We start from the raw sequence: 25171 nt of genomic DNA, 5'->3' as shown, positions 1-25171 counted from the left end.
GATTACTCCGTGCCCGCAGGGTCGGCTTGCAGTTGGGTTTCGACTTCTACCGCAGGTGGAGTATCGGGTTTGACCCACCAGGTGTTAATGCCGATGTCGTATTTGGGGGAGACTTTCGGGTGGCCGATGTGGTTCCAGTACGCCACGCGCCAGGTCTTGATGTGCCAGTTCGGGACCACGTAGTAACCCCATTGCAGCACACGGTCGAGGGCGCGGGCGTGGGCCACCAGGCTTTTGCGCGAATCGGCGTTGATCAGGTTTTCCACCAGATGATCGACCACCGGGTCCTTGAGCCCGATCGAATTGCGGCTGCTGGACTTGTCGGCGGCGGCGCTCATCCAGAATTCGCGCTGCTCGTTGCCTGGCGAGTTGGACTGCGGAAAGCTGCCGACCATCATGTCGAAGTCTCGCGAGCGCACGCGATTGACGTATTGCGAGACGTCGACGCGGCGAATCACCAGATCGATGCCGAGGTCGCTGAGGTTGCGTTTGAACGGCAACAACACGCGTTCGAATTCGGTCTGCGCCAGGAGGAACTCGATGACCACCGGTTTGCCGGTCGCGTCGACCATTTTGTCGTCGACGATCTTCCAGCCAGCCTCTTGCAGCAACTGATACGCCTCGCGCTGTTGCGTGCGGATCATGCCGCTGGCGTCGGTTTTCGGATTCTCGAAGGCTTCGCTGAACACCTGCGCCGGCAGCTTGCTGCGGAACGGATCGAGGATCGCCACCTGCTCTGCATCAGGCAGGCCGGTAGCGGCCATTTCCGAGTTTTCGAAGTAACTGCGGGTGCGCGCATAAGCGCCGTTGAACAATTGCTTGTTGGTCCATTCGAAGTCGAACAGCAGGCCGAGGGCCTGGCGTACTCGCACGTCCTGAAACACCGGGCGGCGCAAATTGAAGACGAAGCCCTGCATGCCGGTCGGGTTGCTGTTGACAATCTGTTCCTTGATCAGCCGCCCTTCAGTCACTGCCGGCACGTTGTAGGCGTTGGCCCAGTTTTTCGCGGCCATTTCCAGCCAGTAATCGAACTGCCCGGCTTTCAAGGCTTCCAGTGCGACGGTGTTGTCGCGGTAATAGTCGGTGGTCATCACGTCGAAGTTGTAAAAGCCGCGATTGACCGGCAAATCCTTGCCCCAGTAATCCTTGACCCGCTCATAACGCACGGAGCGTCCGGCCTTCACTTCGGTGACCTTGTACGGGCCGCTGCCCAGCGGGATTTCCAGGTTGCCCTTGTTGAAATCACGCTCGGCCCACCAGTGTTTCGGCAGCACCGGCAATTGGCCGAGAATCAGCGGCAGTTCGCGGTTGTTGGTGTGCTTGAACTTGAAGAGCACCTTGAGCGGATCTTCGGCGATCACTTCTTCAACGTCGGCGTAGTAGCCGCGATACATCGGTGCGCCTTCCTTGGTCAGGGTCTGGAAGCTGAACACCACGTCATCGGCGCGTACCGGGTGGCCGTCGTGAAACTTCGCTTCGGGACGCAGGTAGAAGCGCACCCAGCTGTTGTCCGGGGCTTTTTCGATCTTGCTGGCGATCAGGCCGTATTCGGTGAACGGCTCGTCCAGACCCTGTTTGGCCAGGGTGTCGTAGATCAGGCCGATATCGTCCGCCGGCACGCCTTTGCTGATGAACGGGTTGAGGCTGTCGAAGCCGCCGAAACCGGCCTGGCGGAAGATCCCGCCCTTGGGTGCGTCGGGGTTCACGTAATCGAAGTGCTTGAAGTCGGCGGGGTATTTCGGCGGCTCGTTGTACAGGGTCACGGCGTGTTGCGGGGCGGCAAAGGCCAGCCCGGCGAACAGCAGACCGCTGGCCTGCACGAGCAGGGCGCGGATAGGCTTCATCGATCTTTCTCCGAAGATTTCAGCCACCACGCGCTCAGGCCCAGGGTGTAGGGCGGCGTGGTGACGAAGGCGAACCGGTTGCGGTACGCCAGACGGTGATAATTGAGGTACCAGTTGGGAATGCTGTAGTGCTGCCAGAGCAGCACGCGGTCCAGTGCCTTGCCGGCGGCGACCTGTTCATCGCGGGTGCGGGCGGCGAGCAGTTGCTCGAGCAGGTGATCGACCACCGGGTTGGCGATGCCCGCGTAATTCTTGCTGCCCTTGACCCCGACCTGGCTGGAGTGGAAGTACTGCCACTGTTCCAGCCCCGGGCTGAGAGTCTGGTTGAGGGTCATCAGGATCATGTCGAAATCGAACTGGTCCAGACGCTGTTTGTACTGGGCGCGATCCACCGTGCGCAGGCGCGCGTCGATGCCGATGCTGTTGAGGTTCTCGATGTACGGCTGGAGGATTCGCTCAAGGTTCGGATTGACCAGCAGCAACTCGAAACGCAGCGGCTGGCCGGCGGCGTCCTGCAGACGCTGGCCGTTGAGCTTCCAGCCGGCCTCGGCCAGCAGCGCCAGGGCCTTGCGCATGGTTTCCCGGGGAATGCCGCGCCCATCGGTCTGCGGCAGCGTGAACGGTTCGGTGAAGAGGCGCGCCGGCAGTTGATCCTTGTACGGTTTGAGCATCAGCCATTCATGGCCGACCGGCAGGCCGACGGCGCTGAATTCGCTGTTGGGGTAGTAGCTGGTGGTGCGTTTGTAGGCGTCGCTGAACAGCGCGCGATTGGTCCATTCGAAGTCGAACATCAGGCCCAGGGCTTCGCGCACCTTGATATCGGCAAAGGCCGGGCGCCGGGTGTTCGTGAACAGACCCTGGCTCTGGGTCGGGATCTGGTGCGGGATCTGCGCCTTGATCACGTCGCCGCGACGGATTGCCGGGAAGTTGTAGCCGTTGGCCCAGTTCTTCGCCTGGTGCTCGATATAGATGTCGAACTCGCCGGCCTTGAAGGCTTCGAAGGCCACATCGCTGTCGCGGTAGAACTCGACTTCCATGCGGTCGACGTTGTACTTGCCGCGATTGACCGGCAGGTCCTTGCCCCAGTAGTCCTTGACCCGCTCGAAAATCAACTGCCGCCCCGGCGTGACCGAGGTGATGCGGTACGGCCCGCTGCCCAGCGGCGGCTCGAAGGTGGTCGCCTTGAAGTCGCGGCCCTTCCAGTAATGCTGGGGCAGCACCGGCAACTCGCCAAGGCGCAGGATGAGCAGCGGATTGCCGCTGCGCTTGAGCACAAACCGGATGCGCTGCGGGTTGAGGATATCGACGCGGAGCACTTCCTGAAGGGCGGTGCGATACAGCGGATGACCTTCCTTGAGCAGCAGGCGATAGGAGAACGCCACGTCGTACGCGGTGATCGGCGTGCCGTCGTGGAAGCGCGCTTGCGGGCGCAGATTGAACACCACCCAGCTGCGATCTTCGCTGTACTCCACCGATTGGGCGATCAGGCCGTAACTGGAGGCCGGCTCGTCCCCGGACGGCGAATACTGCCCGGTGCCGACCATCAACGGCTCGTTCAGCTCGTTGATGCCGTACTGCAGGAAATTGGGGGTGGTAACCGGGCTGGTGCCCTTGAAGGTATAGGGATTGAGCGTATCGAAGGTGCCAAACGCCATCACCCGCAAGGTGCCGCCCTTGGGCGCTTGCGGGTTGACCCAGTCGAAGTGGGTAAATCTGGCCGGGTACTTGAGCGTGCCGAACTGCGCATAACCGTGGCTTTCGGTGATCGTCGCGCTGACGGGGGAGCTCAAGGCCAGGCTGATCAGGAGCAGGAGGAGGGGACGCTTCAAGTCAGATCCGATCCAGGCGGCTTGGGCTTTGTGGGCCGTACAGTAACAGCTTGTATGGACAGGAAAAAGACAGGGACTTAATGCGCGGTTAATTGTGGGAGCTGTCTGTGCCGATCTACGGAAATATCAAAAAATGACAGGCGAAAAAAAGCCCCTGAAGTTCAGGGGCTCTTTGTCAGTGCGGCTGGTAGACCGTGAGCATCTGCCCAGGCTTGAGCGCCTTGCCAGCGCCGGGGTTCCAGCGCTTGAGGTGCTGCATCTCGACGTTGAAGCGCTTGGCCACCACGTACAGCGTGTCGCCACGTTTGACCTTGTACTGGGTCTGCTGCTTGGTGTCGTCCTTGTCTTTGGCCTTGCTGCTGGTCTTGCTGTTGGCAGCGACGACCGTATTGATGCGTCCGCTACTCTTGCGGGTAGGCGTGGGCTGTGTGGTGTCGCGCATGACCAGGGTCTGGCCGACCTTGAGGTTCTTGCCGGTCAGCTTGTTCCAGCGTTGCAGGTCCTTGACCTCGACCTTGTTGGCCTTGGCGATGGAGCCGAGGTTGTCGCCACGCTTGACCCGATAGGCGCGCTTGGCCTGGGCGATCTCGCTCGGATCGGCGCCTTCGAACACCGGTTTCAGCGAACGCGGGCTGATCAGCTCTTCAGGACGCATGGTCTGCAGGCTGGCGGTCAGCAGTTGCGCCTTCGACGTCGGCACCAGCAGGTGCTGCGGGCCGTCGATGGTGGTGCGCTGCTTGAATGCCGGGTTGAGCTGGAACAGCTCGTCTTCGTCGATGTTGGCCACCGCCGCGACCTTGGACAGGTCCATGCGCTGGTTGATTTCGACGACCTGGAAATACGGTTCGTTGGCGATCGGGTTGAGGTTCACGCCATAGGCTTCAGGCGTCAGCACCACTTGCGAGAGCGCCAGCAGTTTCGGCACGTAAGCCTGGGTTTCCGCCGGCAGCGGCAGGTTCCAGTAGTCGGTCGGCAGGCCGAGCTTTTCGTTGCGCTCGATGGCGCGGCTGACCGTGCCTTCACCGGCGTTGTACGCGGCCAGGGCCAGCAGCCAGTCACCGTTGAACATGTCGTGCAGGCGGGTCAGGTAGTCCATCGCTGCCGTGGTCGACGCGGTAATGTCGCGACGGCCATCGTAGAAACGGGTCTGACGCAGGTTGAAGTAACGCCCGGTGGATGGGATGAACTGCCAGAGGCCCACCGCGTCGGCCCGGGAATAGGCCATCGGGTTGTAGGCGCTTTCGATGACCGGCAGCAGCGCCAGTTCCAGCGGCATGTTGCGTTCTTCGAGGCGCTCGACGATGTAATGAATGTAGAGGCTGCCGCGTTCGCCGGCGTTCTCGAGGAAGGAAGGGTTACTGGCGAACCACAGGCGCTGTTGCTCGATGCGCGGGTTCACGCCCAGACCTTCCTGCAGCTGGAAACCGCCGCGCATGCGCTCCCAGATGTCCTGAGGCACCTGCGGGCTGGGCTTTTCCGACAACCAGATAGGCTTCTGCTTGGCTCGCGCAGCAATGTTCGGCGTATGTGTCGCTTCAGTCTGCGGAGCATGGCTGGAACAGCCCGCCAGTGTGGCGGACACAGCCACCGCGATGGCTTGCGCCAGGCGGGTCAATGCATCTGAATTGACGGACTTACGTATGGATGACGACATTGGCTGGAAGTAAGTTCCGGGCAAAAATGTCGGGCGATTCTAGAAAGCGCACCCCCTGCGGTCAACCATTCAGAATTTTTGTACCAAGCAGTAAGCCACTTAGAACGTATCTTTCCATGCCCGCAGGGCCGCAAAAACCTCACTCGGCGCCCGGTTTTGAGGACCGTTCCGTTCGTCCACTTTTTGTGTAACTAATATTTCACCGGTGCGCAAAAAGGGGTTTGTGAGCTTTTCCAGCGCCAGGGTCGAGGGCAGGGTCATCACGCCGCTGGCTCGTTGCTGGCTGACTTTTTCCAGACGGGCGGCGATGTCTCGGTTGCCCGGCTCCACGGCGGCGGCGAATTTCAGGTTGCTCAGGGTGTATTCGTGGGTGCAGTAGACCAGCGTGTCTTCCGGCAGCGCTGCCAGACGGCTCAACGACTGGTGCATCTGTTGCGGCGTGCCTTCGAACAGGCGGCCGCAGCCGGCAGCGAACAGGGTGTCGCCACAGAACAGCAGGCCGTGATGGTAGTAGGCGATGTGTCCCAGGGTGTGGCCGGGCACGGCATAGACGTCGAAGTCCCAGCCGAGCACGCGCACTGTGTCGTTGTCCTTGAGGGCCACGTCGCGCCCCGGAATGCTTTCGCTGGCCGGTCCGTAGACCGTGGCGCCGGTGGCCTTTTTCAGCGTCTCGACGCCGCCGACATGGTCGTGGTGATGGTGAGTGATGAGGATGTCGCCGAGCACCCAGCCCGGATGCGCGTCGAGCCACGCCTGCACGGGGGCGGCATCCCCCGGATCGACCACCGCGCAACGCTGGGTGGCATGATCCTGTAACAACCAGATGTAGTTGTCGGTGAAGGCGGGCAGGGCACTGATCTGTATCATCGTCGAATTCGCCAAGCGGGTAACATTGGCGCATCTTAGAGGTTCCTGGCGTGTTGGAGAATGCAATGATCGATAAAGCGTTCGCTCAGGCCGATCCTGACTGGCTCGCGCTGATCGGTGCAGCCCGTGAATGGCTGTCCGGCCCCCTCGGGCAATTTCTGCTGGACGAAGAACGGCGCATGCTCGAAGACGAGCTGGGGCGGTTCTTCGGCGGCTATCTGGTGCATTACGGCCCGTCCGCCGAAACACCGCCGTCGGCGCCGCAGGTGCAGCGCAATGTGCGGCTCGGTGCGCCGTTGCCGGGCGTGGAGATCGTCTGCGAAGAACAGGCCTGGCCGTTGAGCGAGCACGCCGCCGATGTGGTGGTGTTGCAGCATGGCCTGGATTTCTGCCTGTCGCCCCACGGCTTGCTGCGTGAAGCGGCCAGCAGCGTGCGCCCCGGCGGGCATCTGCTGATCGTCGGCATCAACCCCTGGAGCACCTGGGGGCTGCGCCATGTGTTCGCCCACGATGCGTTGCGTCAGGCGCGCTGCATCTCGCCGTCACGGGTGGCCGACTGGCTCAACCTGCTGGGCTTCGCGCTGGAGAAACGCCGCTTCGGGTGCTATCGTCCGCCGCTCGCGTCACCCAAGTGGCAGGCCCGTCTGGCCGGCTGGGAACGCAAGGCCGGCGACTGGCAACTGTCGGGCGGCGGCTTCTATCTGCTGGTCGCGCGCAAGATCGTGGTCGGCCTGCGTCCGGTGCGTCAGGAACGCCGCGAGCCGATGGGCAAGCTGATTCCGCTGCCGATGGCCAAGGTCAACCGCCGGCGCATCGAACCGTAAACCTTCTTTTATTGATGGCCGGGTGTATCCCGGCCTCGGCCATTGTCGATCCGTGATCGGCGAGGCCACGCATTTTTCTGGATAGACTGGCATGAGCGAAAGCGTCGATAGCGTAGAACTGTTCACAGACGGCGCCTGCAAGGGCAACCCCGGCCCGGGCGGCTGGGGCGCCTTGCTGGTATGCAAGGGCGTCGAAAAGGAACTGTGGGGCGGCGAAGCCAATACCACCAACAACCGCATGGAGCTGCTCGGCGCGATTCGCGGCCTGGAAGCCCTCAAGCGTCCGTGCGAAGTGCTACTGGTGACCGACTCGCAATACGTGATGAAAGGCATCAACGAGTGGATGGCCAACTGGAAGAAGCGCGGCTGGAAAACCGCTGCCAAGGAACCAGTGAAAAACGCCGATCTGTGGAAAGAGCTCGACGAGCAGGTCAATCGCCACAAGGTCACCTGGAAATGGGTCCGCGGCCACGTCGGCCACCACGGCAACGAACGCGCCGACCAGTTGGCCAACCGCGGTGTGGATGAGATTCGCGGCTACAAGCAGGACTGATCACAACATCAGGATGGCCGTGGCCAGTTGCAGGTCGGTATACGACTGACCTGGCAGCAGGCTGCGGATTCGCGTCAGCGCCGCTTCCATTTGCGCACCGCGAATGTCCCCGTTGCTGGCTACGAATGCCGCTGCATCATCCTTGGCCGCCAGCACGATCTTGTCGTCCTTGAACGAACCGCTGGTGCCTTTGCTGGAGCTGAGCGTGAGGCTCATGGTGATGTCGGTGCTGATGACAAAACTGGTGGCGTGCGCCTCGGCCGCCAGCAGGCAGCCGCCGAGCAGTAAAACGTATGGAGTCTTCATGACGCGTTCAAATCCGCTGGAAACAAGCCGCGCACGCTAACAAGGCCGTTTGCCGCTGACTTTATGAACATTGCTAATGATTGTTAAAAACTGCATGAGCGCCGGTCACCTGACGGCGCGCGACGCGTACCGCGAGCGTGTTAACATCGCCGCTTTTGCACGATTGACCCCGTTGAGAGCTGAACACTGATGGCCACCAGATCCGTTGTACTCGATACCGAAACCACCGGCATGCCGGTGACCGACGGCCACCGGATTATCGAAATCGGTTGTGTCGAGCTGATCGGTCGACGCCTGACGGGCCGGCACTTTCACGTTTACCTGCAACCGGATCGCGAGAGTGACGAGGGCGCGATCGGCGTTCACGGCATCACCAACGAATTCCTGGTCGGCAAGCCGCGTTTCGCCGAAGTGGCCGACGAATTCTTCGAGTTCATCAACGGCGCGCAGCTGATCATCCATAACGCGGCGTTCGACGTTGGCTTCATCAACAACGAATTCGCCCTGATGGGCCAACAGGATCGCGCGGACATCACGCAGCACTGCACGATCCTCGACACCCTGATGATGGCCCGGGAACGTCACCCGGGTCAGCGCAACAGCCTCGATGCCTTGTGCAAACGCTACGGCGTCGACAACTCCGGCCGTGAGCTGCACGGCGCATTGCTCGACTCGGAGATTCTCGCCGACGTCTACCTGACCATGACCGGTGGCCAGACCAGCCTGTCGCTGGCCGGCAACGCCTCCGACGGCAATGGCACGGGAGAGGGCGCGGACAACTCCGCCACCGAAATCCGTCGTCTGCCGGCAGATCGTCAGCCGGGGCGAATCATTCGCGCCACCGAAGCCGAGCTGGCCGAACATCAGGTGCGTCTGGAAATCATCGCCAAGTCGGCCGGCGCCCCGGCGCTGTGGACTCAGCTGCTGGAAGCCGAAGCCCAGGCGTAATACAAAAAAGGATCGTCCAGACACCCACGCCGTGTCCGGACGATCCTTTGTTTTTGGCAGTACTGACAACTGGCCACCCTCGCCACATTTGCTCCGACCCTCTACCCTGAGGACATTGGCAGATCACTCTCCGCCGCCTCAGGACACTGAGCCCCATGTACAAAGATCTGAAGTTCCCGGTATTGATCGTCCACCGCGACATCAAGGCCGACACGGTTGCCGGTGACCGCATCCGCGGAATCGCCCGAGAGCTGGAGCTGGAAGGTTTCAGTATCGTTTCGGCCACAGACTACACCGAAGGCCGGCTGGTGGCGTCGACCCACCATGGTCTGGCGTGCATGCTGATCGCCGCCGAAGACGCCAGCACCAATTCCCACCTGTTGCAGAACATGGCCGAACTGATCGGTCTGGCCCGGGTGCGGGCGCCGGATCTGCCGATCTTCGCCCTCGGCGAGCAAGTCACCCTGGAAAACGCCCCGGCCGATGCCATGGCCGAGCTCAATCAGTTGCGCGGCATTCTCTACCTGTTCGAAGACACCGTGCCGTTTCTCGCCCGGCAAGTGGCGCGGGCGGCGCGTAAATATCTGGACGGCCTGTTGCCGCCATTCTTCAAGGCGCTGGTGCAGCACACCGCTGATTCCAACTATTCCTGGCACACTCCCGGCCACGGCGGCGGGGTGGCTTATCACAAGAGCCCGGTGGGGCAGGCGTTTCACCAGTTCTTCGGAGAAAACACCCTGCGCTCGGACTTGTCGGTGTCGGTGCCGGAGCTGGGTTCCTTGCTCGACCACACCGGGCCACTCGCCGAGGCGGAAGCGCGAGCCGCGCGCAATTTCGGCGCCGATCACACCTTTTTCGTGATCAATGGCACCTCGACCGCCAACAAGATCGTCTGGCACTCGATGGTCGGGCGCGATGATCTGGTTCTGGTGGATCGCAACTGTCACAAGTCGGTGTTGCACGCGATCATCATGACCGGTGCGATTCCACTGTACCTGTGCCCGGAGCGCAATGAGCTGGGGATCATCGGCCCGATTCCGCTCAGTGAATTCAGTCGCGAATCGATCCAGGCCAAGATCGACGCCAGTCCGCTGACCAAGGGCCGCGAGCCGAAAGTCAAACTGGCGGTGATCACCAACTCGACCTACGACGGCCTCTGCTACAACGCCGAGCTGATCAAGCAGAGTCTGGGCAATAGCGTCGAAGTCCTGCATTTCGACGAAGCCTGGTACGCCTATGCGGCGTTTCACGAATTCTTCGCCGGCCGATACGGCATGGCCACCTCGCGCAGCGAGGACAGTCCGCTGGTGTTCACCACCCATTCCACCCACAAGCTGCTGGCGGCGTTCAGTCAGGCGTCGATGATTCATGTGCAGGACGGCGGCGCGCGGCAACTGGATCGCGACCGGTTCAACGAAGCGTTCATGATGCACATCTCGACGTCGCCGCAGTACAGCATCATCGCCTCGCTGGACGTGGCGTCGGCGATGATGGAAGGACCGGCTGGGCGCTCGCTGTTGCAGGAAACCTTCGACGAAGCCCTGAGCTTTCGCCGGGCCCTGGCCAATCTGCGCCAGCACATCGCCGCTGACGATTGGTGGTTCTCGATCTGGCAGCCGCCGGGCGTCGAGGGTATCGACCGGGTACAGACCGAGGACTGGCTGCTGAAGCCCGATGCGGACTGGCACGGGTTCGGCGAGGTCAGCGATGACTACGTACTGCTCGACCCGATCAAGGTCACTCTGGTCATGCCGGGCCTGACCGCTGGCGGCGCTTTGAGCGACAAGGGCATCCCGGCGGCAGTGGTCAGCCGCTTCCTCTGGGAGCGCGGGCTGGTGGTGGAGAAAACCGGTCTGTATTCGTTTCTGGTGCTGTTCTCCATGGGCATCACCAAGGGCAAGTGGAGCACGCTGCTGACCGAACTGTTGGAGTTCAAGCGCAGCTACGACGCCAACGTCAGCCTCGACACCTGCCTCAAGTGTGTCGCCCAGGAAGATCCTGTGCGCTATCGCGGCATGGGCCTGCGCGATCTGTGCGATCAGCTTCACGCCTGCTATCGCAGCAACGCCACCGCCAAACACCTCAAGCGCATGTACACCGTGCTACCGGAAATCGCCATGAAACCGGCCCACGCTTACGATCAACTGGTGCGCGGTGAAGTCGAGGCGGTGCCGATCGATGAGTTGGAAGGCCGGGTGGCGGCGGTGATGCTGGTGCCGTACCCGCCGGGGATTCCGCTGATCATGCCCGGCGAACGTTTTACCGAATCCACGCGCTCGATCATTGAATACCTCAGGTTTGCCCGCACGTTCGACGCAACGTTTCCGGGGTTCGTGGTCGATGTGCACGGTCTGCAACACGAAGATGAGGGCAATGGGCGGCAATACACCGTCGATTGCGTCAAGGAATGAGGGCTTTTCCGAGTATGCAACCGGTCATGAATCCGAAATACCCAGGGCTGTCGGTGCGGGTCGCCGACGAGGGTTTTGCCGAATATATCTGGGGCAGCGATTTCAGCTTCGAGGTGGCCGCCTACGGCGCGGCCGAAATCGGCAAGCCCGTGGCGCAATGGGCCGTGACGTCCATCGTGCCGTATCGCAAGTGCTACGGCATCGATCCGGAGGAGTTCAGCAGTTTTCGCGATGCCGCCGACAGCGCGATCTTTATGGCGTATCTGGAGGACGAACCGGTCGGTCATCTGGTGATCAGCACCAACTGGAACGGCTTCGCCCATATCGATGAACTGGCGGTGCACGCTCCGGCGCGGCGCCATGGTGTGGCCAAGGCTTTGCTCGACGTGGCGCAGTTCTGGAGCCGCAAGAAGAAGCTGCCGGGGATCATGCTGGAAACCCAGAACAACAACCTCGGCGCCTGCCGCCTGTATGAGCGTTGCGGGTATGTGATCGGCGGCATCGACCACCTGCGATATCGCGGCATCGATCCGAACACCGCCGAAGTGGCGTTGTTCTGGTATCGATTGTTCGATAACCCGCTGGAAAATCCGATCAGTTCGCCAGCATCGCCTCGGCTTGTTCCGTGACGATCCCGAGCAGCGTCTGAATCGCCGCTGACGGCGTGGCGTGTTTGAAGGTCAGGGCATAGAGGCTGATCGGTACCGCCGGCGACAGCGGGCAGACATCGAGACCGCCCGCCCGTGCGCCGAGGGCGGTGAACGGGTCGACGATCGCCAGCCCTTCGCCGGCCTCGACCATGCTGCGCATCATCTGGTGGGTTTGCACCCGGGTCTGGATGGTCGGCGCCGGGCGCAGGGCCTGGAGCTTGTTTTCCAGGGCCGGGCTCAGCGGGTCCTGGCCTTCGAGGCCGACCATCGCCTGGCCGGCCAGATCCTGCAGGGAAATGTACTTCTGCTTCGGTTGCAGCCAGCCATGGGGTGCGAGCAACTGCAATTTGCCCTGGGCCAGTGGCTGGCAATCAATGTCGGGATGTTGTGGATCGTGCAGGCTCAGGCCCAGATCGCTGTCGCGCAGCAGCAGGTGGCGGACGATGTCGCGGGTCGGTTCGCTGAGCAGGGTGCAGGGCACGTCGGGCAAGCGACGGCGCAGGGCGGCAAGGCTTTGTGGCAGCAGTTGCTGGGCCAGCGGCGGGGTGCCGATGATCCGCAGGGGTGGGGCGAGGTATTGCTTGAGGCTGCTGGCCAGCCGTTGCACCGGCTCCAGTGCTTCATAGATGTGGCCGATCTCGACTTGCAGCGCCCGGGCCTCCGGGGTTGGCTGAAGTCGTCCGCGTACGCTGGCGAACAGCATGAACCCGAGCTGACTCTCGGCTTCGCGCAAACGCTCCTCGACCTCGGGCGCCGGAAGTTGCAGCCATTCGGCGGCGGTGCCCACGTGACCGGTCTGCAATAGCGCCTGAATCACTTCGATATGACGTAAACGCATGCGTGAAGTCCATGTCCGGCCGTTGGGGTCAGTGGCTGAATCCTACCCCAACTCGGCGCGGATGACTTCTGCTCATAACGATCGGTTATGAAGCGACCGATGGCTCGGGTTCGCGGATCAGGGTGATGCCCGACTGAACCAGCAAAAACTCGTTGTCGTCGATCTTGTTGACGCGGTCGCCAATCGCCAGTTTGTAGGTGGTAACGGGCTCCGTGCCGGTGAAACCGTCTGCCGACGGGTTGGATTCCTGGAACTCATGCACGGAATAAACGCGGCCTTCCGCATCTCTTGCATGGAACTGACCGACGAGTACTGCTGCCATCTGCTTAGAACCTCTGGAGATAAAACGCTTGATTTGCGGCTTGGTAGACCGTCATCGAGCTTGGTAAGTTTTCCTACAGGAAAAAAATATTCCAGACGCGGGAAATAACGTTCGGCGTCTGGTGGAATCGTCGTCGGATCATCTATAACTACTGGCTCCTCCCACGGACAGTCGAGAGTCTTCCAATGAGCAATGTCTATAACGTCGCCGTAGTGGTCGGCAGCCTGCGCAAGGCGTCCATCAACCGCAAGGTCGCCCTGGCGCTGGCGGAACTGGCACCGGCCAATCTCAAGCTGAACATTGTCGAAATTGGCGATCTGCCACTCTACAACGAAGACATCGACGGCGATTCACCGCCGGCAGCCTACAGCACTTTCCGGCAAAAAGTGGGTTCATCCGACGCTCTGCTGTTTGTCACCCCGGAGTACAACCGCTCGGTGCCGGCGCCTTTGAAGAACGCGATCGACGTCGGTTCGCGGCCTTACGGCAAGAGTGTCTGGAGCGGCAAGCCGGGTGCGGTGATCAGCGTTTCGCCGGGTGCCATCGGCGGTTTCGGCGCCAACCAGCATCTGCGTCAGTCCTTTGTTTTCCTCAACGTGCCGTGCATGCAGCAGCCGGAAGCCTACCTGGGCGGCGCGGGCACGGCGTTCGATGAGGCGGGCAAGCTGAACGAGTCGGTGAAGCCGTTCCTGCAAAGTTTCATCAATGCCTTTGGTGAGTGGGTGGCGCAGCACAAGAAGTGATCTGGCAATATTTCTGACACGATAACGAACCTGTGGGGGCTGGCTTCCACAGGTTTTTTTGTGTGGTCTGATTCTTTCCCTTTTATTTAAGGCTGTCGCGAATGCTCGCTGCGTCACTGATTTTCCTGCTGACCATTACCCTGGTGATCTGGCAACCCAAAGGCCTCGGGGTCGGCTGGAGTGCAACGTTCGGCGCCATCATCGCGCTGATTTTCGGTGTGGTGCACCTGAGCGACATCCCGCTGGTGTGGCAGATCATCTGGAACGCCACCGGCACGTTTGTAGCGCTGATCATCATCAGTCTGCTGCTCGACGAAGCCGGGTTTTTCGCCTGGGCCGCGTTGCACGTAGCACGTTGGGGGCGGGGCAGCGGGCGCAAGCTGTTTGCCTTCATGGTGCTGCTCGGCGCGCTGGTGTCGGCGCTGTTCGCCAATGACGGCGCCGCGCTGATCCTCACGCCGATCGTGATTTCGATGCTGCTGGCTTTGCGCTTTTCCCCGGCGGCGACCCTGGCGTTCGTCATGGGCGCGGGGTTCATTGCCGACACCGCGAGCCTGCCGCTGGTGGTGTCGAACCTGGTGAACATCGTCTCGGCCGACTTTTTCCACATCGGTTTCAACCGCTATGCGGCGGTGATGGTGCCGGTCAACTTCGTCAGCGTCGCGGCCACGCTGGGCATGTTGCTGTGGTTCTTCCGCCGTGACATTCCCAAGAGTTACGACCCGGAACAGCTTGAGCACCCGGAAACCGCCATTCACGACAAGGCCACGTTCTATGCCGGGTGGGTGGTGTTGCTGATTCTGTTGATCGGCTGTTTCGCGCTGGAACCGCTGGGGATTCCGATCAGCGCGATCTCGGCGGTGTGCGCGGCGTTGTTGCTGGCGATTGCCGCGCGCGGGCACAAGATCTCCACGCGCAAGGTGATGAAAGAGGCGCCGTGGCAGATCGTGATTTTCTCGCTGGGCATGTACCTGGTGGTCTACGGTCTGCGCAATGCCGGGCTCACCGATTATCTGGCCGGGTGGCTCGATGTGTTTGCCGGTCACGGCGTGTGGGGCGCGGCGATGGGCACCGGGGTGCTGACGGCCTTGCTGTCATCGATCATGAACAACTTGCCGACGGTGCTGGTCGGGTTGCTGTCGATCGATGCCAGCCAGGCCAGCGGTGTGGTGAAGGAAGCGATGATCTACGCCAACGTGATCGGCAGCGACCTGGGGCCGAAAATTACCCCGATCGGCAGTCTCGCGACCTTGCTCTGGCTGCATGTGCTGGAGCGCAAGAACATCAAGATCGGCTGGGGGTATTACTTCAAGGTCGGGATCGTGTTGACGGTGCCGGTGTTGCTGGTGACGCTGGCCGCACTGGCGGTGCGGCTGTCGGTTTAATTCTGCCCCGGCACGTTTGGCCACAGATCCGACACCAGAAACAGCCGCTCGGCTTCTTCCCACTCGCCCCTGGCATTTTCAGTCAGGCGCACCATCAGTTGCGCCGGGGCCAGCGGTTCGAGTTCATCGAGCCATGCCTGCAAGTGTCCGTTGCTCCAGGTCTGGTCCGCTGGATAGTGCGCCGGCGCCAGCCAGGCGTGGCGGGGCAGGGGTTGCCAGCGTCCGTCCGGGCGCTGGGCGACAAACGCCGGCCAGTCTTTCTGATGCAGCCAGCTGCCGCGCAAATGCTGCGGGTGGGCGCCGCTGGGCGGCACGGACTGACCGGGCCACGGATACAACAGATACCCGCCAAGCCACAATTGCGCACTGAACGACCCGACATCCAGCGCCGCCAGCACTTCGCGGCTTTCCGGGCGCGCGGAGATTGGCAGTTGATGCTCGCTCAAATGCGCCAGTTTGCGATCCAGCCGATCATGACAACCCGGTCCCAGCCATGAGGCCGGATCATGACCGTCGCCGTTCTGCGGGCCGAGGTAGAGCTTGATCGCCAGTTCCAGGTGATGCACGCCGTCGCGGTCGCGCAGCAGCATGTCCAGCTCGCCGAGGGTGTGGCCTTCGCGACGGATCGGCAGGTTGGCGGCGATCAGTTCGATGCCCGGCGCGTGCTCCACCGCAAATTGCCACAACCGCTCGTAATACAGGCCCAGGCGCCGGGTGCGGGCCTGGGACAGCCAGTGCAGCAGGCCGTAACTGTCGCGGTCGAGCTGGCGCAGCCAATGTTCCAGGCGCTCGGGGTCACTGACCCAGTCGCTGCCCGCCAGTGGATGGCGCTGCGGCCACGGGGTAGCGGCAAGCATCGGCGGGGCGAGGATCACCCACGCCAGATCGCGCACCTCGGGGTGGCGTAACTGGTGGGGCAACTGCAGCAAATCGGGAAATAGGATCATCTTGCGAGCATAGCCTCAAACACCGGTGCATCCTCGGGGCTGAAAGGGTTTTGTCTATCCGGCGCTTTCGCCCATAATCGTGCTTTTCGCCGTCTCAGTCCCCCGCAGGAGTCCCATGGAGCAATTTCGTAATATCGGCATCATCGGTCGCCTGGGCAGCTCCCAGGTGCTGGATACCGTCCGCCGACTGAAACGCTTCCTGCTCGATCGTCACCTGCATGTGATTCTCGAAGACACCATCGCCGAAGTTCTGCCGGGCCATGGCCTGCAAACCTCGTCGCGCAAGATGCTCGGCGAAGTCTGCGACATGGTCATCGTGGTCGGCGGTGACGGCAGCCTGCTCGGCGCGGCACGGGCACTGGCCAAACACAATATTCCGGTGCTCGGGATCAACCGTGGCAGCCTCGGCTTTCTCACCGACATCCGCCCCGACGAGCTGGAAATCAAGGTCGCCGAAGTGCTCGACGGCCATTATCTGGTGGAAAACCGCTTCCTGCTGCAAGCCGAAGTCCGCCGCCACGCCGAGGCCATCGGCCAGGGCGATGCGCTGAACGACGTGGTGCTGCACCCGGGCAAATCGACGCGGATGATCGAGTTCGAGCTGTACATCGACGGCCAGTTCGTCTGCAGCCAGAAGGCCGACGGCCTGATCGTGTCGACCCCGACCGGTTCCACCGCGTACGCACTGTCCGCCGGCGGCCCGATCATGCATCCCAAGCTTGACGCTATTGTGATTGTGCCGATGTACCCCCATACCTTGTCGGGCAGACCGATCGTGGTCGATGGCAACAGTGAGCTGAAAATCGTCGTGTCCAAAGATATGCAGATCTACCCGCAAGTCTCCTGCGACGGGCAGAACCATTTCACCTGCGCGCCGGGCGACACCATTACCGTCAGCAAGAAAGCGCAGAAGCTGCGGCTGATCCATCCGCTCGACCACAACTACTACGAAGTCTGCCGCACCAAGCTCGGCTGGGGCAGCAAGTTGGGTGGTGGAGGCGACTGATGCTCGATCCCGCGCGCAGTTATGACCTGATTGGTGACGTGCACGGATGCGCCCTGACCCTGGAACACCTGCTGGACCGTCTCGGTTACCACAAGCAGGGCGGGGTCTGGCGGCATCCATCGCGCATGGCCGTGTTTGTCGGCGACATCATCGACCGTGGCCCGCGGATTCGCGAGGCGCTGCACATCGTCCACGACATGGTCGAGGCCGGTCAGGCGTTGTGCATCATGGGCAACCACGAATTCAACGCCCTCGGCTGGAGCACTCCGGCGCCTCCGGGCAGCGGCAAGCAGTTCGTCCGTGAACACACGCCGCGCCATGCCCGTCTGCTGCATGAAACCCTGACCCAGTTCGAAGACCATCCCGGCGACTGGCACGACTTCCAGCAATGGTTCTACCAACTGCCGCTGTTCGTCGATGCCGGACGTTTCCGCGTGGTGCATGCCTGCTGGGATGCCGGCCTGATCGAGCCGCTGCGCGCGCTGTTCCCCGATGGCTGCATCGACGAACACTTCCTCCAGGCCTCGGCGGTGCCGGGCAGTTTCGCCTGCACCGTGTTCGATCGCCTGCTGCGCGGCACCGACATGCGCCTGCCGGATGGCCTGACCATGACCAGCGGCGACGGCCTGGTGCGTTCGTTTTTCCGCACCAAGTTCTGGGAGGACGATCCGCAAACCTACGGCGACATCGTGTTCCAGCCCGATGCATTGCCGGAACCGGTGGCACAAAAGCCGCTGACCTCCAGCGAAAAGAATTCCCTGCTGCGCTACGGCGTCGATGAGCCCTTGCTGTTCGTCGGCCACTATTGGCGCAGCGGCAAACCGGCACCGATCCGGCCGAACCTCGCGTGCCTGGATTACAGCGCGGTGCTGTACGGAAAACTGGTGGCCTATCGTCTGGATCAGGAAACCCGCCTCGATCCGCATAAATTTGTCTGGGTCGACGTCGAGCGGCCGGAGGTGCTGCGATGAGTGCCATAGCCGTCTTGCGTGTGCCGTTGGCGGCGGACCTGAGTGGTTTCGTCAAACTGCTGCAACGCATGCAAGTGCCTCATCGGGTCAGTGAAGAGGCGGGCGAGCAGGTGTTGTGGGTGCCCTCGGAAATCAGCGACGACGTACGTTCGCTGTACGAGCGTTTCCCGGCGGGCGACCCGGATCAGCAACTGGAAATTCCGGCGGCGCCGACATTCAAGCGCCCGAGCTTTGCCGAGCAACTGAAACATGCCAAAGCCACCGGGTTCATTCTGCTGCTGAGCCTGATCGTCGGCGGGTTGACCTTTCTCGGCGATAACCTCGAGACGATGCGCTGGCTGACCTTCCTCGATTTCCGCGTGGTTGGCGACTACATCCACTTCACACCGCTGGCCGACAGCCTGGCGGCGGGGCAGTGGTGGCGCCTGTTTACGCCGATGCTGATTCACTTCGGCATCCTGCACCTGGCCATGAACGGCATGTGGTACTGGGAGCTGGGGCGGCGCATCGAGTCGCGCCAGGGCAGCGTCAACCTGATCGGCCTGACGCTGCTGTTCGGCCTCGTTTCCAATTATGCGCAGTTCGCGTGGGGCGGCCCGAGCCTGTTCGGCGGCCTGTCCGGCGTACTTTACGGATTGCTCGGTCACTGCTGGATTTTCCAGCTGCTGGCGCCGAACCCGGCCTATCGCCTGCCGCGCGGCGTGCTGGTGATGATGCTGGTGTGGTTGCTGGTGTGCATGTCCGGGCTGATCTCGATGATCGGTTTCGGCGAAATCGCCAACGCCGCCCACGTCGGCGGGTTACTCATCGGATGCTTCACCGGTTTGTTGGGCGGTTTGTACAACCGCCGTAAACTGGCCGCCTGAATTTTTTGAATAAAGAGCACGGAGACCCTGATGTCCTCTTTTAACGATTTGATCAAGAACATCACCCCGGATATCTACCAGAGCCTGAAACTGGCCGTAGAGATCGGCAAATGGTCGGACGGTGGCAAACTCACCGCCGAACAGCGTGAACTGTCGTTGCAGGCGATGATCGCCTGGGAAATGCAGAACCTGCCCGAGGAAGAGCGCACCGGTTACATGGGCCCGCAGGAGTGTGCGTCGAAGTCGATCGAAGTGCCGAACATCCTGTTCAAGTCGGACGCCATCCATTGATCGAGATCGGCCGCGGTGCAATCAGCAAAATGTCGGCGCGCCTGGACGGGCCGAACGTGCAGTACGCGTTTCGTCTGGATGACGTCGAGGTGCCGGTCAACCCGTTGATCGGCACGACGGTGCGTCTGGAATACCTGGGGGCGATTCACTGCATCCATTGCGGGCGCAAGACCAAGACCAGTTTCAGTCAGGGTTATTGCTACCCGTGCATGACCAAACTGGCCCAGTGCGACATCTGCATCATGAGCCCGGAGCGCTGCCACTTCGAGGCCGGCACCTGCCGGGAGCCTGAGTGGGGCGAGAAATTCTGCATGACCGACCACGTCGTTTACCTGGCCAATTCGTCGGGGATCAAGGTCGGCATCACCCGCGCCACCCAGTTACCGACCCGCTGGCTCGATCAGGGCGCCAGTCAGGCGTTGCCGATCATGCGCGTTTCCACGCGGCAGCAATCGGGGTTCGTCGAAGACCTGTTCCGCAGTCAGGTGGCCGACAAGACCAACTGGCGCGCCTTGCTCAAGGGCGATGCGGCGGCGGTGGATCTGGCGCAGGTGCGCGATCAGTTGTTCGACAGCTGCGCCGAAGGCCTGCAAGGCTTGCAGGAACGTTTCGGTCTGCAGGCGATTCAGCCGGTCACCGACGTCGAGCCGCTGGAAATCCGTTACCCGGTCGAGCAGTACCCGGCCAAGATCGTCAGCTTCAACCTGGACAAGAACCCGATTGCCGAAGGCACGCTGCTGGGGATCAAGGGCCAGTACCTGATCTTCGACACCGGCGTGATCAACATTCGCAAGTACACGGCCTATCAGCTCGCCGTGCATCAATAAGGACTTCAGCATGCGCACCGAACAACCGAAGATGATTTACCTGAAGGACTATCAGGCGCCCGAGTACCTGATCGATGAAACACACCTGACCTTCGAGTTGTTCGAGGACCACAGTCTGGTCCACGCGCAACTGGTGATGCGCCGCAACCCGGCCCGTGGCCCGGGCCTGCCGCCGCTGGTGCTCGATGGCCAGCAGCTGGAATTGCTCTCGGTGACCCTGGCAGACCAGGAACTGAGCGCTGACGACTACCAGCTCACTGAAAACCACCTGACCCTGCAACCGGCCAGCGAAACCTTCACGGTCGACACCAGCGTCAAGATCCACCCGGAAACCAACACCGCACTGGAAGGCCTGTACAAGTCCGGCACGATGTTCTGCACCCAGTGCGAGGCCGAAGGCTTCCGCAAGATCACCTATTACCTCGACCGCCCGGACGTGATGAGCAAATTCACCACCACCGTGGTCGCCGAGCAGCACAGCTATCCGGTGTTGCTGTCCAACGGCAACCCGATCGCCAGCGGCCCCGGCGAAGACGGCCGGCACTGGGCGACCTGGGAAGACCCGTTCATGAAACCGGCCTATCTGTTTGCGCTGGTGGCCGGTGACTTGTGGTGCGTTGAAGACTCTTTCACCACCATGACCGATCGCAACGTGGCGCTGCGCATTTACGTCGAGCCGGAAAACATCGACAAGTGCCAGCACGCCATGAACAGCCTGAAGAAGTCGATGCGCTGGGACGAAGAGGTCTACGGTCGCGAGTACGATCTGGACATCTTCATGATCGTCGCCGTGAACGACTTCAACATGGGCGCCATGGAGAACAAGGGCCTCAACATCTTCAACTCCAGCGCCGTGCTGGCCCGCGCCGAAACCGCCACCGACGCCGCACACCAGCGCGTTGAAGCGATCGTCGCTCACGAATACTTCCACAACTGGTCGGGCAACCGCGTGACCTGCCGTGACTGGTTCCAGCTGTCGCTCAAAGAAGGCTTCACCGTCTTCCGCGATTCCGGCTTCTCCGCCGACATGAACTCGGCCACGGTCAAGCGCATTCAGGACGTGGCGTATCTGCGTACCCACCAGTTCGCCGAAGATGCCGGCCCGATGGCCCACGCGGTGCGCCCGGACAGCTTCATCGAAATTTCCAACTTCTACACCCTGACCGTGTACGAAAAGGGCTCGGAAGTGGTCGGCATGATCCACACCCTGCTGGGCGCCGAAGGTTTCCGCAAGGGCAGCGACCTGTACTTTGAACGTCATGACGGCCAGGCCGTGACCTGCGACGATTTCATCAAGGCCATGGAAGATGCCAACGGCGTCGATCTGACCCAGTTCAAGCGCTGGTACAGCCAGGCCGGCACACCGCGTCTGGCGGTGAGCGAGTCTTACGACGCCGCAGCGAAAACCTACAGCCTGACCTTCCGTCAGAGCTGCCCGGAAACCCCGGACAAGGTTGAAAAGCTGCCGTTCGTGATACCGGTGGAGCTGGGCCTGCTCGACCGCCAGGGCAACGAGATCGCCCTGCGTCTGGCCGGCGAAGCCTCGGCCCAGGGCACCACCCGAGTGATCTCGGTGACCGAAGCCGAGCAGACTTTCACCTTCGTCGATATCGCCGAACAACCGCTGCCATCCTTGCTGCGTGGCTTCTCGGCGCCGGTGAAACTGAGCTTCCCGTACAACCGCGATCAGTTGATGTTCCTGATGCAGCACGACAGCGACGGTTTCAACCGCTGGGATGCCGGCCAGCAACTGTCGGTGCAGGTGCTTCAGGAATTGATCGGCCAGCAGCAGAAGGGCGAAAGCCTGGTGCTCGACTCACGTCTGGTTTCCGCGCTGAGCACCGTGCTGTCGGATGAGTCGCTGGATCAGGCGATGGTCGCGGAAATGCTTTCGCTGCCAAGCGAAGCGTACCTGACCGAAATCAGCGAAGTCGCCGACGTCGACGCGATCCACACCGCCCGCGAGTTCGCCCGTCAGCAACTGGCGGACAACCTGTTCGAGGCGCTGTGGCTGCGTTATCAGGCCAACCGCGACCTGTCGAAAAAGACTCCGTACGTGGCCGAGGCCGAGCACTTCGCCCGTCGCGCGTTGCAGAACATCGCGCTGTCGTACCTGATGCTCAGCGGCAAGCCGGAAGTGCTGGCGGCAACGCTGGAACAGTTCGACAGCTGCGACAACATGACCGAACGCCTGACCGCGCTGGCGGTGCTGGTCAACTCGCCGTTCGACGAGCAGAAAGCGACCGCGCTGGCCAGTTTCGCCGAGCACTTCAAGGACAATCCGCTGGTCATGGATCAGTGGTTCAGCGTGCAGGCCGGCAGCACGTTGCCGGGCGGTCTGGAACGCGTGAAAGCGCTGATGCAGCACCCGGCGTTCAACATCAAGAACCCGAACAAGGTGCGCGCGCTGGTCGGTGCTTTTGCCGGGCAGAACCTGATCAACTTCCATGCGGCGGATGGTTCGGGTTATCGCTTCCTCGCGGATCTGGTGATCGAGCTGAACGGCTTCAACCCGCAGATCGCTTCGCGTCAATTGGCGCCGCTGACGCGCTGGCGCAAGTATGACGGCGCTCGTCAGGCGCTGATGAAGGCGGAGCTGGAGCGGATTCTGGCTTCGGGGCAGCTGTCCAGTGATGTGTATGAAGTAGTCAGCAAAAGCCTTGCCTGACTCTGTCTCAGGGCAATGAAAAACGCCGCTCAATGAGCGGCGTTTTTTGTGGGTGGATGAAAAAGGCTTATTGGCGCAAATCAAATCGATCCAGATCCATCACCTTCGCCCACGCAGCAACGAAGTCGGTGACGAACTGTTCCTTCGCATCGGAGCTGGCATACACCTCGGCCAGCGCCCGCAGTACCGCGTTGGAACCGAACACCAGATCGACCCGGGTCGCCGTCCATTTCACGCTGCCCGTCTTGCGGTCGCGACCTTCGAACTCGGTTTTGGACGTCGGTTTCCATTCCACGCCCATGTCCAGCAGGTTGCGGAAGAAGTCGTTGGTCAGTGAACCGGGTTTGTCGGTAAACACCCCGTGCTTTGTCTTGCCGACGTTGGTGTCCAGCACCCGCAGGCCGCCGATCAACACGGTCAATTCCGGTGCCGAAAGGGTCAGCAGTTGCGCCTTGTCGATCAGCAACGCCTCCGCCGGTACGCGATAGGTGCTGGCGGCGTAGTTGCGGAAGCCGTCGGTGTGCGGTTCAAGGAAACCGAACGACTCGACGTCGGTTTGCTCCTGAGTGGCGTCCGTGCGCCCTGGATTGAACGGCACTGTCACCGTGTGCCCGGCGTTTTTCGCCGCTTGTTCGACCCCGGCATTACCGGCCAGCACGATCAGGTCCGCCAGCGAGACTTGCTTGCCTGCCGCCCCGGCGTTGAACTCGTTCTGAATGCCTTCGAGGACTTTCAGCACCTTGTCCAGTTGCTCCGGCTGGTTGGCCTGCCAGAACTTTTGCGGTGCCAGACGCAGACGCCCGCCATTGGCGCCGCCACGTTTGTCCGAACCGCGGAAGGTCGATGCGGCCGCCCACGCAGTGGAGACCAGTTCCGAAACGGACAGCCCCGACGCGAGTACTTTGCCTTTCAGCGCCCTGATATCGCTGTCGTCCACCAGTGGATGCTTGGCCTCGGGAATCGGGTCTTGCCACAGCAGTTCTTCCTGGGGCAATTCCGGGCCGAGATAACGTGACAGCGGGCCCATGTCGCGGTGAATCAGTTTGTACCAGGCGCGAGCGAAGGCGTCCGCCAGTTGATCGGGATTTGCCAGGAAGCGCCGCGAAATCTTCTCGTAGGCCGGGTCGAAACGCAGGGCCAGGTCGGAGGTGAGCATGGTCGGGTCGATGCGTTTGTTCGGGTCGTGGGCGTGGGGAATGGTGCCGGCCCCGGCGCCGTTTTTCGGTTTCCACTGATGGGCACCGGCCGGGCTCTTGGTCAGTTCCCACTCGAAGCCGAACAGGTTTTCCAGGTAGTTGTTGCTCCACTTGGTCGGGGTGGTGGTCCAGGTCACTTCCAGGCCGCTGGTGATGGTATCGGCGCCCTTGCCGGTGCCGAAGGTGCTTTTCCAGCCCAGGCCTTGTTCTTCGAGGCCGGCGGCTTCCGGTTCCGGGCCGACGTTATCGGCGGGGCCTGCGCCGTGGGTCTTGCCGAAGGCGTGGCCGCCGGCGATCAGGGCGACGGTTTCCTCGTCGTTCATGGCCATGCGGCCGAAGGTTTCGCGGATGTCCTTGGCCGAGGCCACCGGGTCGGGATTGCCTTCCGGACCTTCCGGGTTCACGTAGATCAGGCCCATCTGCACGGCGGCGAGCGGGTTCTCGAGGTTGCGTTCGCCCTGGTTGGTGCGGCTTTCCTCATTACCGTGTTCGGCGGGTTCCGCGACCAGTGTGCCTTCGCCTGGCGGCTGCATGGATTCCGGATCCTTGCCGTAGCGGTTGTCGCCGCCCAGCCATTTGTTTTCCGAGCCCCAGTACACGTCTTCATCCGGCTCCCAGACGTCCGCGCGGCCACCGGAGAAACCGAAGGTCTTGAAGCCCATCGACTCCAGCGCGACGTTGCCGGTGAGAACGATCAGGTCGGCCCAGGAAATGTTGCGGCCATATTTCTGCTTGATCGGCCACAGCAGGCGGCGGGCCTTGTCGAGGCTGACGTTGTCCGGCCAGCTGTTGAGCGGGGCGAAGCGTTGCTGGCCGGAGCCGGCGCCGCCACGGCCATCAGCGGTGCGATAGGTGCCGGCGCTGTGCCAGGCCATGCGGATGAAGAGCGGGCCGTAGTGGCCGAAGTCCGCTGGCCACCACTCCTGGGAGTCGGTCATCAGCGCCGTCAGATCGCGTTTGAGGGCCTGGAAATCCAGGCTTTTGAAAGCCTTGGCGTAGTCGAAGTCCTTGCCCAGCGGATCGGATGCGGGCGAGTGCTGACTCAGGATTTTCAGGTTCAGTTGATTCGGCCACCAATCGCGGTTCGTCGTGCCACCGCCGGCGGCGTGATTGAACGGGCATTTCGATTCATTTGCCATGTTCGGGTCCTTATCAGGTCTTCTGCGGCCGGCTCGTGCCGACTTCGGAGTAGTAAGGCTAGACCCGACTCGACGAGTCAGCTAAT

General features: G+C 61.9%; 22 protein-coding genes. 13 read left to right on the top strand and 9 right to left on the bottom strand.

Annotation, left to right across the window (positions count from 1 at the left end):
- Positions 1 to 2 precede the first annotated feature (2 nt).
- The 4 genes from AC1RT4_RS18740 to gloB form a co-directional block, all read right to left on the bottom strand.
- Positions 3 to 1844: an extracellular solute-binding protein gene (locus tag AC1RT4_RS18740; protein ID WP_493086927.1), complete on the bottom strand. Its 1842-nt coding sequence runs from the start codon at positions 1842 to 1844 to the stop codon at positions 3 to 5.
- Entirely contained in the window at positions 1841 to 3673 is a 1833-nt protein-coding gene (locus tag AC1RT4_RS18735) for an extracellular solute-binding protein (protein ID WP_493086925.1), read from the bottom strand. The genes AC1RT4_RS18740 and AC1RT4_RS18735 overlap by 4 nt, the downstream gene beginning before the upstream one ends.
- A gap of 175 nt (positions 3674 to 3848) precedes the next feature.
- Positions 3849 to 5327: a transglycosylase SLT domain-containing protein gene (locus AC1RT4_RS18730; protein ID WP_493086923.1), complete on the bottom strand. Its 1479-nt coding sequence runs from the start codon at positions 5325 to 5327 to the stop codon at positions 3849 to 3851.
- Positions 5328 to 5426: 99 nt separating this feature from the next.
- Positions 5427 to 6194 carry a hydroxyacylglutathione hydrolase gene (gene gloB, locus AC1RT4_RS18725; protein WP_179695485.1) on the bottom strand — a complete coding sequence of 256 codons (768 nt, stop codon included), beginning with the start codon at positions 6192 to 6194 and terminating at the stop codon, positions 5427 to 5429.
- 65 nt (positions 6195 to 6259) lie between these two features.
- Here gloB and AC1RT4_RS18720 point away from each other — a divergent pair, with 65 nt between their 5' ends.
- Both AC1RT4_RS18720 and rnhA read left to right on the top strand, forming a co-directional pair.
- Positions 6260 to 7018 (top strand): methyltransferase domain-containing protein, encoded by a 759-nt coding sequence (locus AC1RT4_RS18720; RefSeq protein ID WP_007956935.1) that lies wholly within the window; start codon positions 6260 to 6262, stop codon positions 7016 to 7018.
- Between the two features lie 91 nt (positions 7019 to 7109).
- Entirely contained in the window at positions 7110 to 7571 is a 462-nt protein-coding gene (rnhA, locus tag AC1RT4_RS18715) for a ribonuclease HI (protein WP_493086920.1), read from the top strand.
- Here rnhA and AC1RT4_RS18710 read toward each other — a convergent pair whose 3' ends face one another.
- Entirely contained in the window at positions 7572 to 7877 is a 306-nt protein-coding gene (locus tag AC1RT4_RS18710; protein ID WP_493086918.1) for a DUF2388 domain-containing protein, read from the bottom strand.
- Between the two features lie 189 nt (positions 7878 to 8066).
- On the opposite strand from AC1RT4_RS18710, the gene dnaQ reads away from it, so the two are divergent.
- From dnaQ to AC1RT4_RS18695, 3 genes are all read left to right on the top strand, one after another.
- On the top strand, positions 8067 to 8825 hold the full coding sequence (gene dnaQ, locus AC1RT4_RS18705; protein WP_115077416.1) for a DNA polymerase III subunit epsilon: 759 nt from the start codon (positions 8067 to 8069) through the stop codon (positions 8823 to 8825).
- Positions 8826 to 8980: 155 nt separating this feature from the next.
- A complete protein-coding gene (locus AC1RT4_RS18700) occupies positions 8981 to 11236 on the top strand; it encodes an Orn/Lys/Arg family decarboxylase (protein WP_493086916.1) in 2256 nt (751 codons plus the stop codon).
- Positions 11237 to 11250: 14 nt separating this feature from the next.
- Positions 11251 to 11865: a GNAT family N-acetyltransferase gene (locus AC1RT4_RS18695; RefSeq protein ID WP_262160261.1), complete on the top strand. Its 615-nt coding sequence runs from the start codon at positions 11251 to 11253 to the stop codon at positions 11863 to 11865.
- Here AC1RT4_RS18695 and AC1RT4_RS18690 read toward each other — a convergent pair.
- Both AC1RT4_RS18690 and AC1RT4_RS18685 read right to left on the bottom strand, forming a co-directional pair.
- The gene (locus AC1RT4_RS18690; RefSeq protein WP_230737260.1) at positions 11831 to 12724 is read right to left on the bottom strand and encodes a LysR family transcriptional regulator; all 894 of its coding nucleotides are present in this window, start codon (positions 12722 to 12724) and stop codon (positions 11831 to 11833) included. The two genes, AC1RT4_RS18695 and AC1RT4_RS18690, sit on opposite strands and share 35 nt — an antisense overlap.
- A gap of 85 nt (positions 12725 to 12809) precedes the next feature.
- Positions 12810 to 13046 (bottom strand): hypothetical protein, encoded by a 237-nt coding sequence (locus AC1RT4_RS18685; RefSeq protein ID WP_007956926.1) that lies wholly within the window; start codon positions 13044 to 13046, stop codon positions 12810 to 12812.
- A gap of 185 nt (positions 13047 to 13231) precedes the next feature.
- Between AC1RT4_RS18685 and AC1RT4_RS18680 the strand changes: the two genes are divergently transcribed.
- Both AC1RT4_RS18680 and AC1RT4_RS18675 read left to right on the top strand, forming a co-directional pair.
- Complete coding sequence (locus tag AC1RT4_RS18680) at positions 13232 to 13789, top strand: NADPH-dependent FMN reductase (protein ID WP_007956924.1); 558 nt, start codon at positions 13232 to 13234, stop codon at positions 13787 to 13789.
- Between the two features lie 101 nt (positions 13790 to 13890).
- Entirely contained in the window at positions 13891 to 15174 is a 1284-nt protein-coding gene (locus tag AC1RT4_RS18675; RefSeq protein WP_493086912.1) for an arsenic transporter, read from the top strand.
- On the opposite strand, the gene AC1RT4_RS18670 is transcribed toward AC1RT4_RS18675, so the two are convergent.
- A complete protein-coding gene (locus AC1RT4_RS18670) occupies positions 15171 to 16121 on the bottom strand; it encodes a DUF1853 family protein (protein WP_085608954.1) in 951 nt (316 codons plus the stop codon). The two genes, AC1RT4_RS18675 and AC1RT4_RS18670, sit on opposite strands and share 4 nt — an antisense overlap.
- Before the next feature lie 115 nt (positions 16122 to 16236).
- Here AC1RT4_RS18670 and AC1RT4_RS18665 point away from each other — a divergent pair, with 115 nt between their 5' ends.
- Genes AC1RT4_RS18665 through pepN form a run of 6 tightly spaced genes read left to right on the top strand, consistent with a single transcriptional unit; the run spans position 16237 to position 22750 of the window.
- On the top strand, positions 16237 to 17127 hold the full coding sequence (locus AC1RT4_RS18665) for an NAD(+) kinase (RefSeq protein ID WP_007956919.1): 891 nt from the start codon (positions 16237 to 16239) through the stop codon (positions 17125 to 17127).
- Entirely contained in the window at positions 17124 to 18098 is a 975-nt protein-coding gene (locus AC1RT4_RS18660; protein WP_169432621.1) for a metallophosphoesterase, read from the top strand. The genes AC1RT4_RS18665 and AC1RT4_RS18660 overlap by 4 nt, the downstream gene beginning before the upstream one ends.
- On the top strand, positions 18095 to 18964 hold the full coding sequence (locus AC1RT4_RS18655; RefSeq protein ID WP_127797704.1) for a rhomboid family intramembrane serine protease: 870 nt from the start codon (positions 18095 to 18097) through the stop codon (positions 18962 to 18964). The genes AC1RT4_RS18660 and AC1RT4_RS18655 overlap by 4 nt, the downstream gene beginning before the upstream one ends.
- A 30-nt stretch (positions 18965 to 18994) precedes the next feature.
- A complete protein-coding gene (locus tag AC1RT4_RS18650) occupies positions 18995 to 19255 on the top strand; it encodes a YeaC family protein (RefSeq protein ID WP_007956913.1) in 261 nt (86 codons plus the stop codon).
- A complete protein-coding gene (locus AC1RT4_RS18645) occupies positions 19252 to 20082 on the top strand; it encodes a DUF2797 domain-containing protein (protein ID WP_493086909.1) in 831 nt (276 codons plus the stop codon). The genes AC1RT4_RS18650 and AC1RT4_RS18645 overlap by 4 nt, the downstream gene beginning before the upstream one ends.
- A gap of 10 nt (positions 20083 to 20092) precedes the next feature.
- On the top strand, positions 20093 to 22750 hold the full coding sequence (gene pepN / locus AC1RT4_RS18640; RefSeq protein WP_493086906.1) for an aminopeptidase N: 2658 nt from the start codon (positions 20093 to 20095) through the stop codon (positions 22748 to 22750).
- 67 nt (positions 22751 to 22817) lie between these two features.
- Here pepN and katG read toward each other — a convergent pair whose 3' ends face one another.
- Positions 22818 to 25085 (bottom strand): catalase/peroxidase HPI, encoded by a 2268-nt coding sequence (gene katG / locus AC1RT4_RS18635; RefSeq protein WP_493086904.1) that lies wholly within the window; start codon positions 25083 to 25085, stop codon positions 22818 to 22820.
- Positions 25086 to 25171: the final 86 nt, after the last annotated feature.

This window comes from Pseudomonas sp. GW821-FHT11D10 (genome assembly GCF_058808435.1).
The sequence above is the reverse complement of the archived record's forward strand: the minus strand, read 5'-3'. Positions and strand labels throughout refer to the sequence as shown.

Excerpts from the sequence above, each read along its gene's own strand:
- rnhA (WP_493086920.1), top strand. The coding sequence starts at position 7,110 with ATGAGCGAAAGCGTCGATAGCGTAGAACTGTTCACAGACGGCGCCTGC.
- AC1RT4_RS18740 (WP_493086927.1), bottom strand. The coding sequence starts at position 1,844 with ATGAAGCCTATCCGCGCCCTGCTCGTGCAGGCCAGCGGTCTGCTGTTC.
- AC1RT4_RS18675 (WP_493086912.1), top strand. The coding sequence starts at position 13,891 with ATGCTCGCTGCGTCACTGATTTTCCTGCTGACCATTACCCTGGTGATC.
- katG (WP_493086904.1), bottom strand. The coding sequence starts at position 25,085 with ATGGCAAATGAATCGAAATGCCCGTTCAATCACGCCGCCGGCGGTGGC.
- AC1RT4_RS18685 (WP_007956926.1), bottom strand. The coding sequence starts at position 13,046 with ATGGCAGCAGTACTCGTCGGTCAGTTCCATGCAAGAGATGCGGAAGGC.
- AC1RT4_RS18695 (WP_262160261.1), top strand. The coding sequence starts at position 11,251 with ATGCAACCGGTCATGAATCCGAAATACCCAGGGCTGTCGGTGCGGGTC.
- AC1RT4_RS18730 (WP_493086923.1), bottom strand. The coding sequence starts at position 5,327 with ATGTCGTCATCCATACGTAAGTCCGTCAATTCAGATGCATTGACCCGC.
- AC1RT4_RS18700 (WP_493086916.1), top strand. The coding sequence starts at position 8,981 with ATGTACAAAGATCTGAAGTTCCCGGTATTGATCGTCCACCGCGACATC.
- AC1RT4_RS18690 (WP_230737260.1), bottom strand. The coding sequence starts at position 12,724 with ATGCGTTTACGTCATATCGAAGTGATTCAGGCGCTATTGCAGACCGGT.
- AC1RT4_RS18710 (WP_493086918.1), bottom strand. The coding sequence starts at position 7,877 with ATGAAGACTCCATACGTTTTACTGCTCGGCGGCTGCCTGCTGGCGGCC.
- AC1RT4_RS18680 (WP_007956924.1), top strand. The coding sequence starts at position 13,232 with ATGAGCAATGTCTATAACGTCGCCGTAGTGGTCGGCAGCCTGCGCAAG.
- AC1RT4_RS18670 (WP_085608954.1), bottom strand. The coding sequence starts at position 16,121 with ATGATCCTATTTCCCGATTTGCTGCAGTTGCCCCACCAGTTACGCCAC.
- AC1RT4_RS18650 (WP_007956913.1), top strand. The coding sequence starts at position 18,995 with ATGTCCTCTTTTAACGATTTGATCAAGAACATCACCCCGGATATCTAC.
- AC1RT4_RS18720 (WP_007956935.1), top strand. The coding sequence starts at position 6,260 with ATGATCGATAAAGCGTTCGCTCAGGCCGATCCTGACTGGCTCGCGCTG.
- gloB (WP_179695485.1), bottom strand. The coding sequence starts at position 6,194 with ATGATACAGATCAGTGCCCTGCCCGCCTTCACCGACAACTACATCTGG.
- AC1RT4_RS18665 (WP_007956919.1), top strand. The coding sequence starts at position 16,237 with ATGGAGCAATTTCGTAATATCGGCATCATCGGTCGCCTGGGCAGCTCC.
- pepN (WP_493086906.1), top strand. The coding sequence starts at position 20,093 with ATGCGCACCGAACAACCGAAGATGATTTACCTGAAGGACTATCAGGCG.
- AC1RT4_RS18655 (WP_127797704.1), top strand. The coding sequence starts at position 18,095 with ATGAGTGCCATAGCCGTCTTGCGTGTGCCGTTGGCGGCGGACCTGAGT.
- dnaQ (WP_115077416.1), top strand. The coding sequence starts at position 8,067 with ATGGCCACCAGATCCGTTGTACTCGATACCGAAACCACCGGCATGCCG.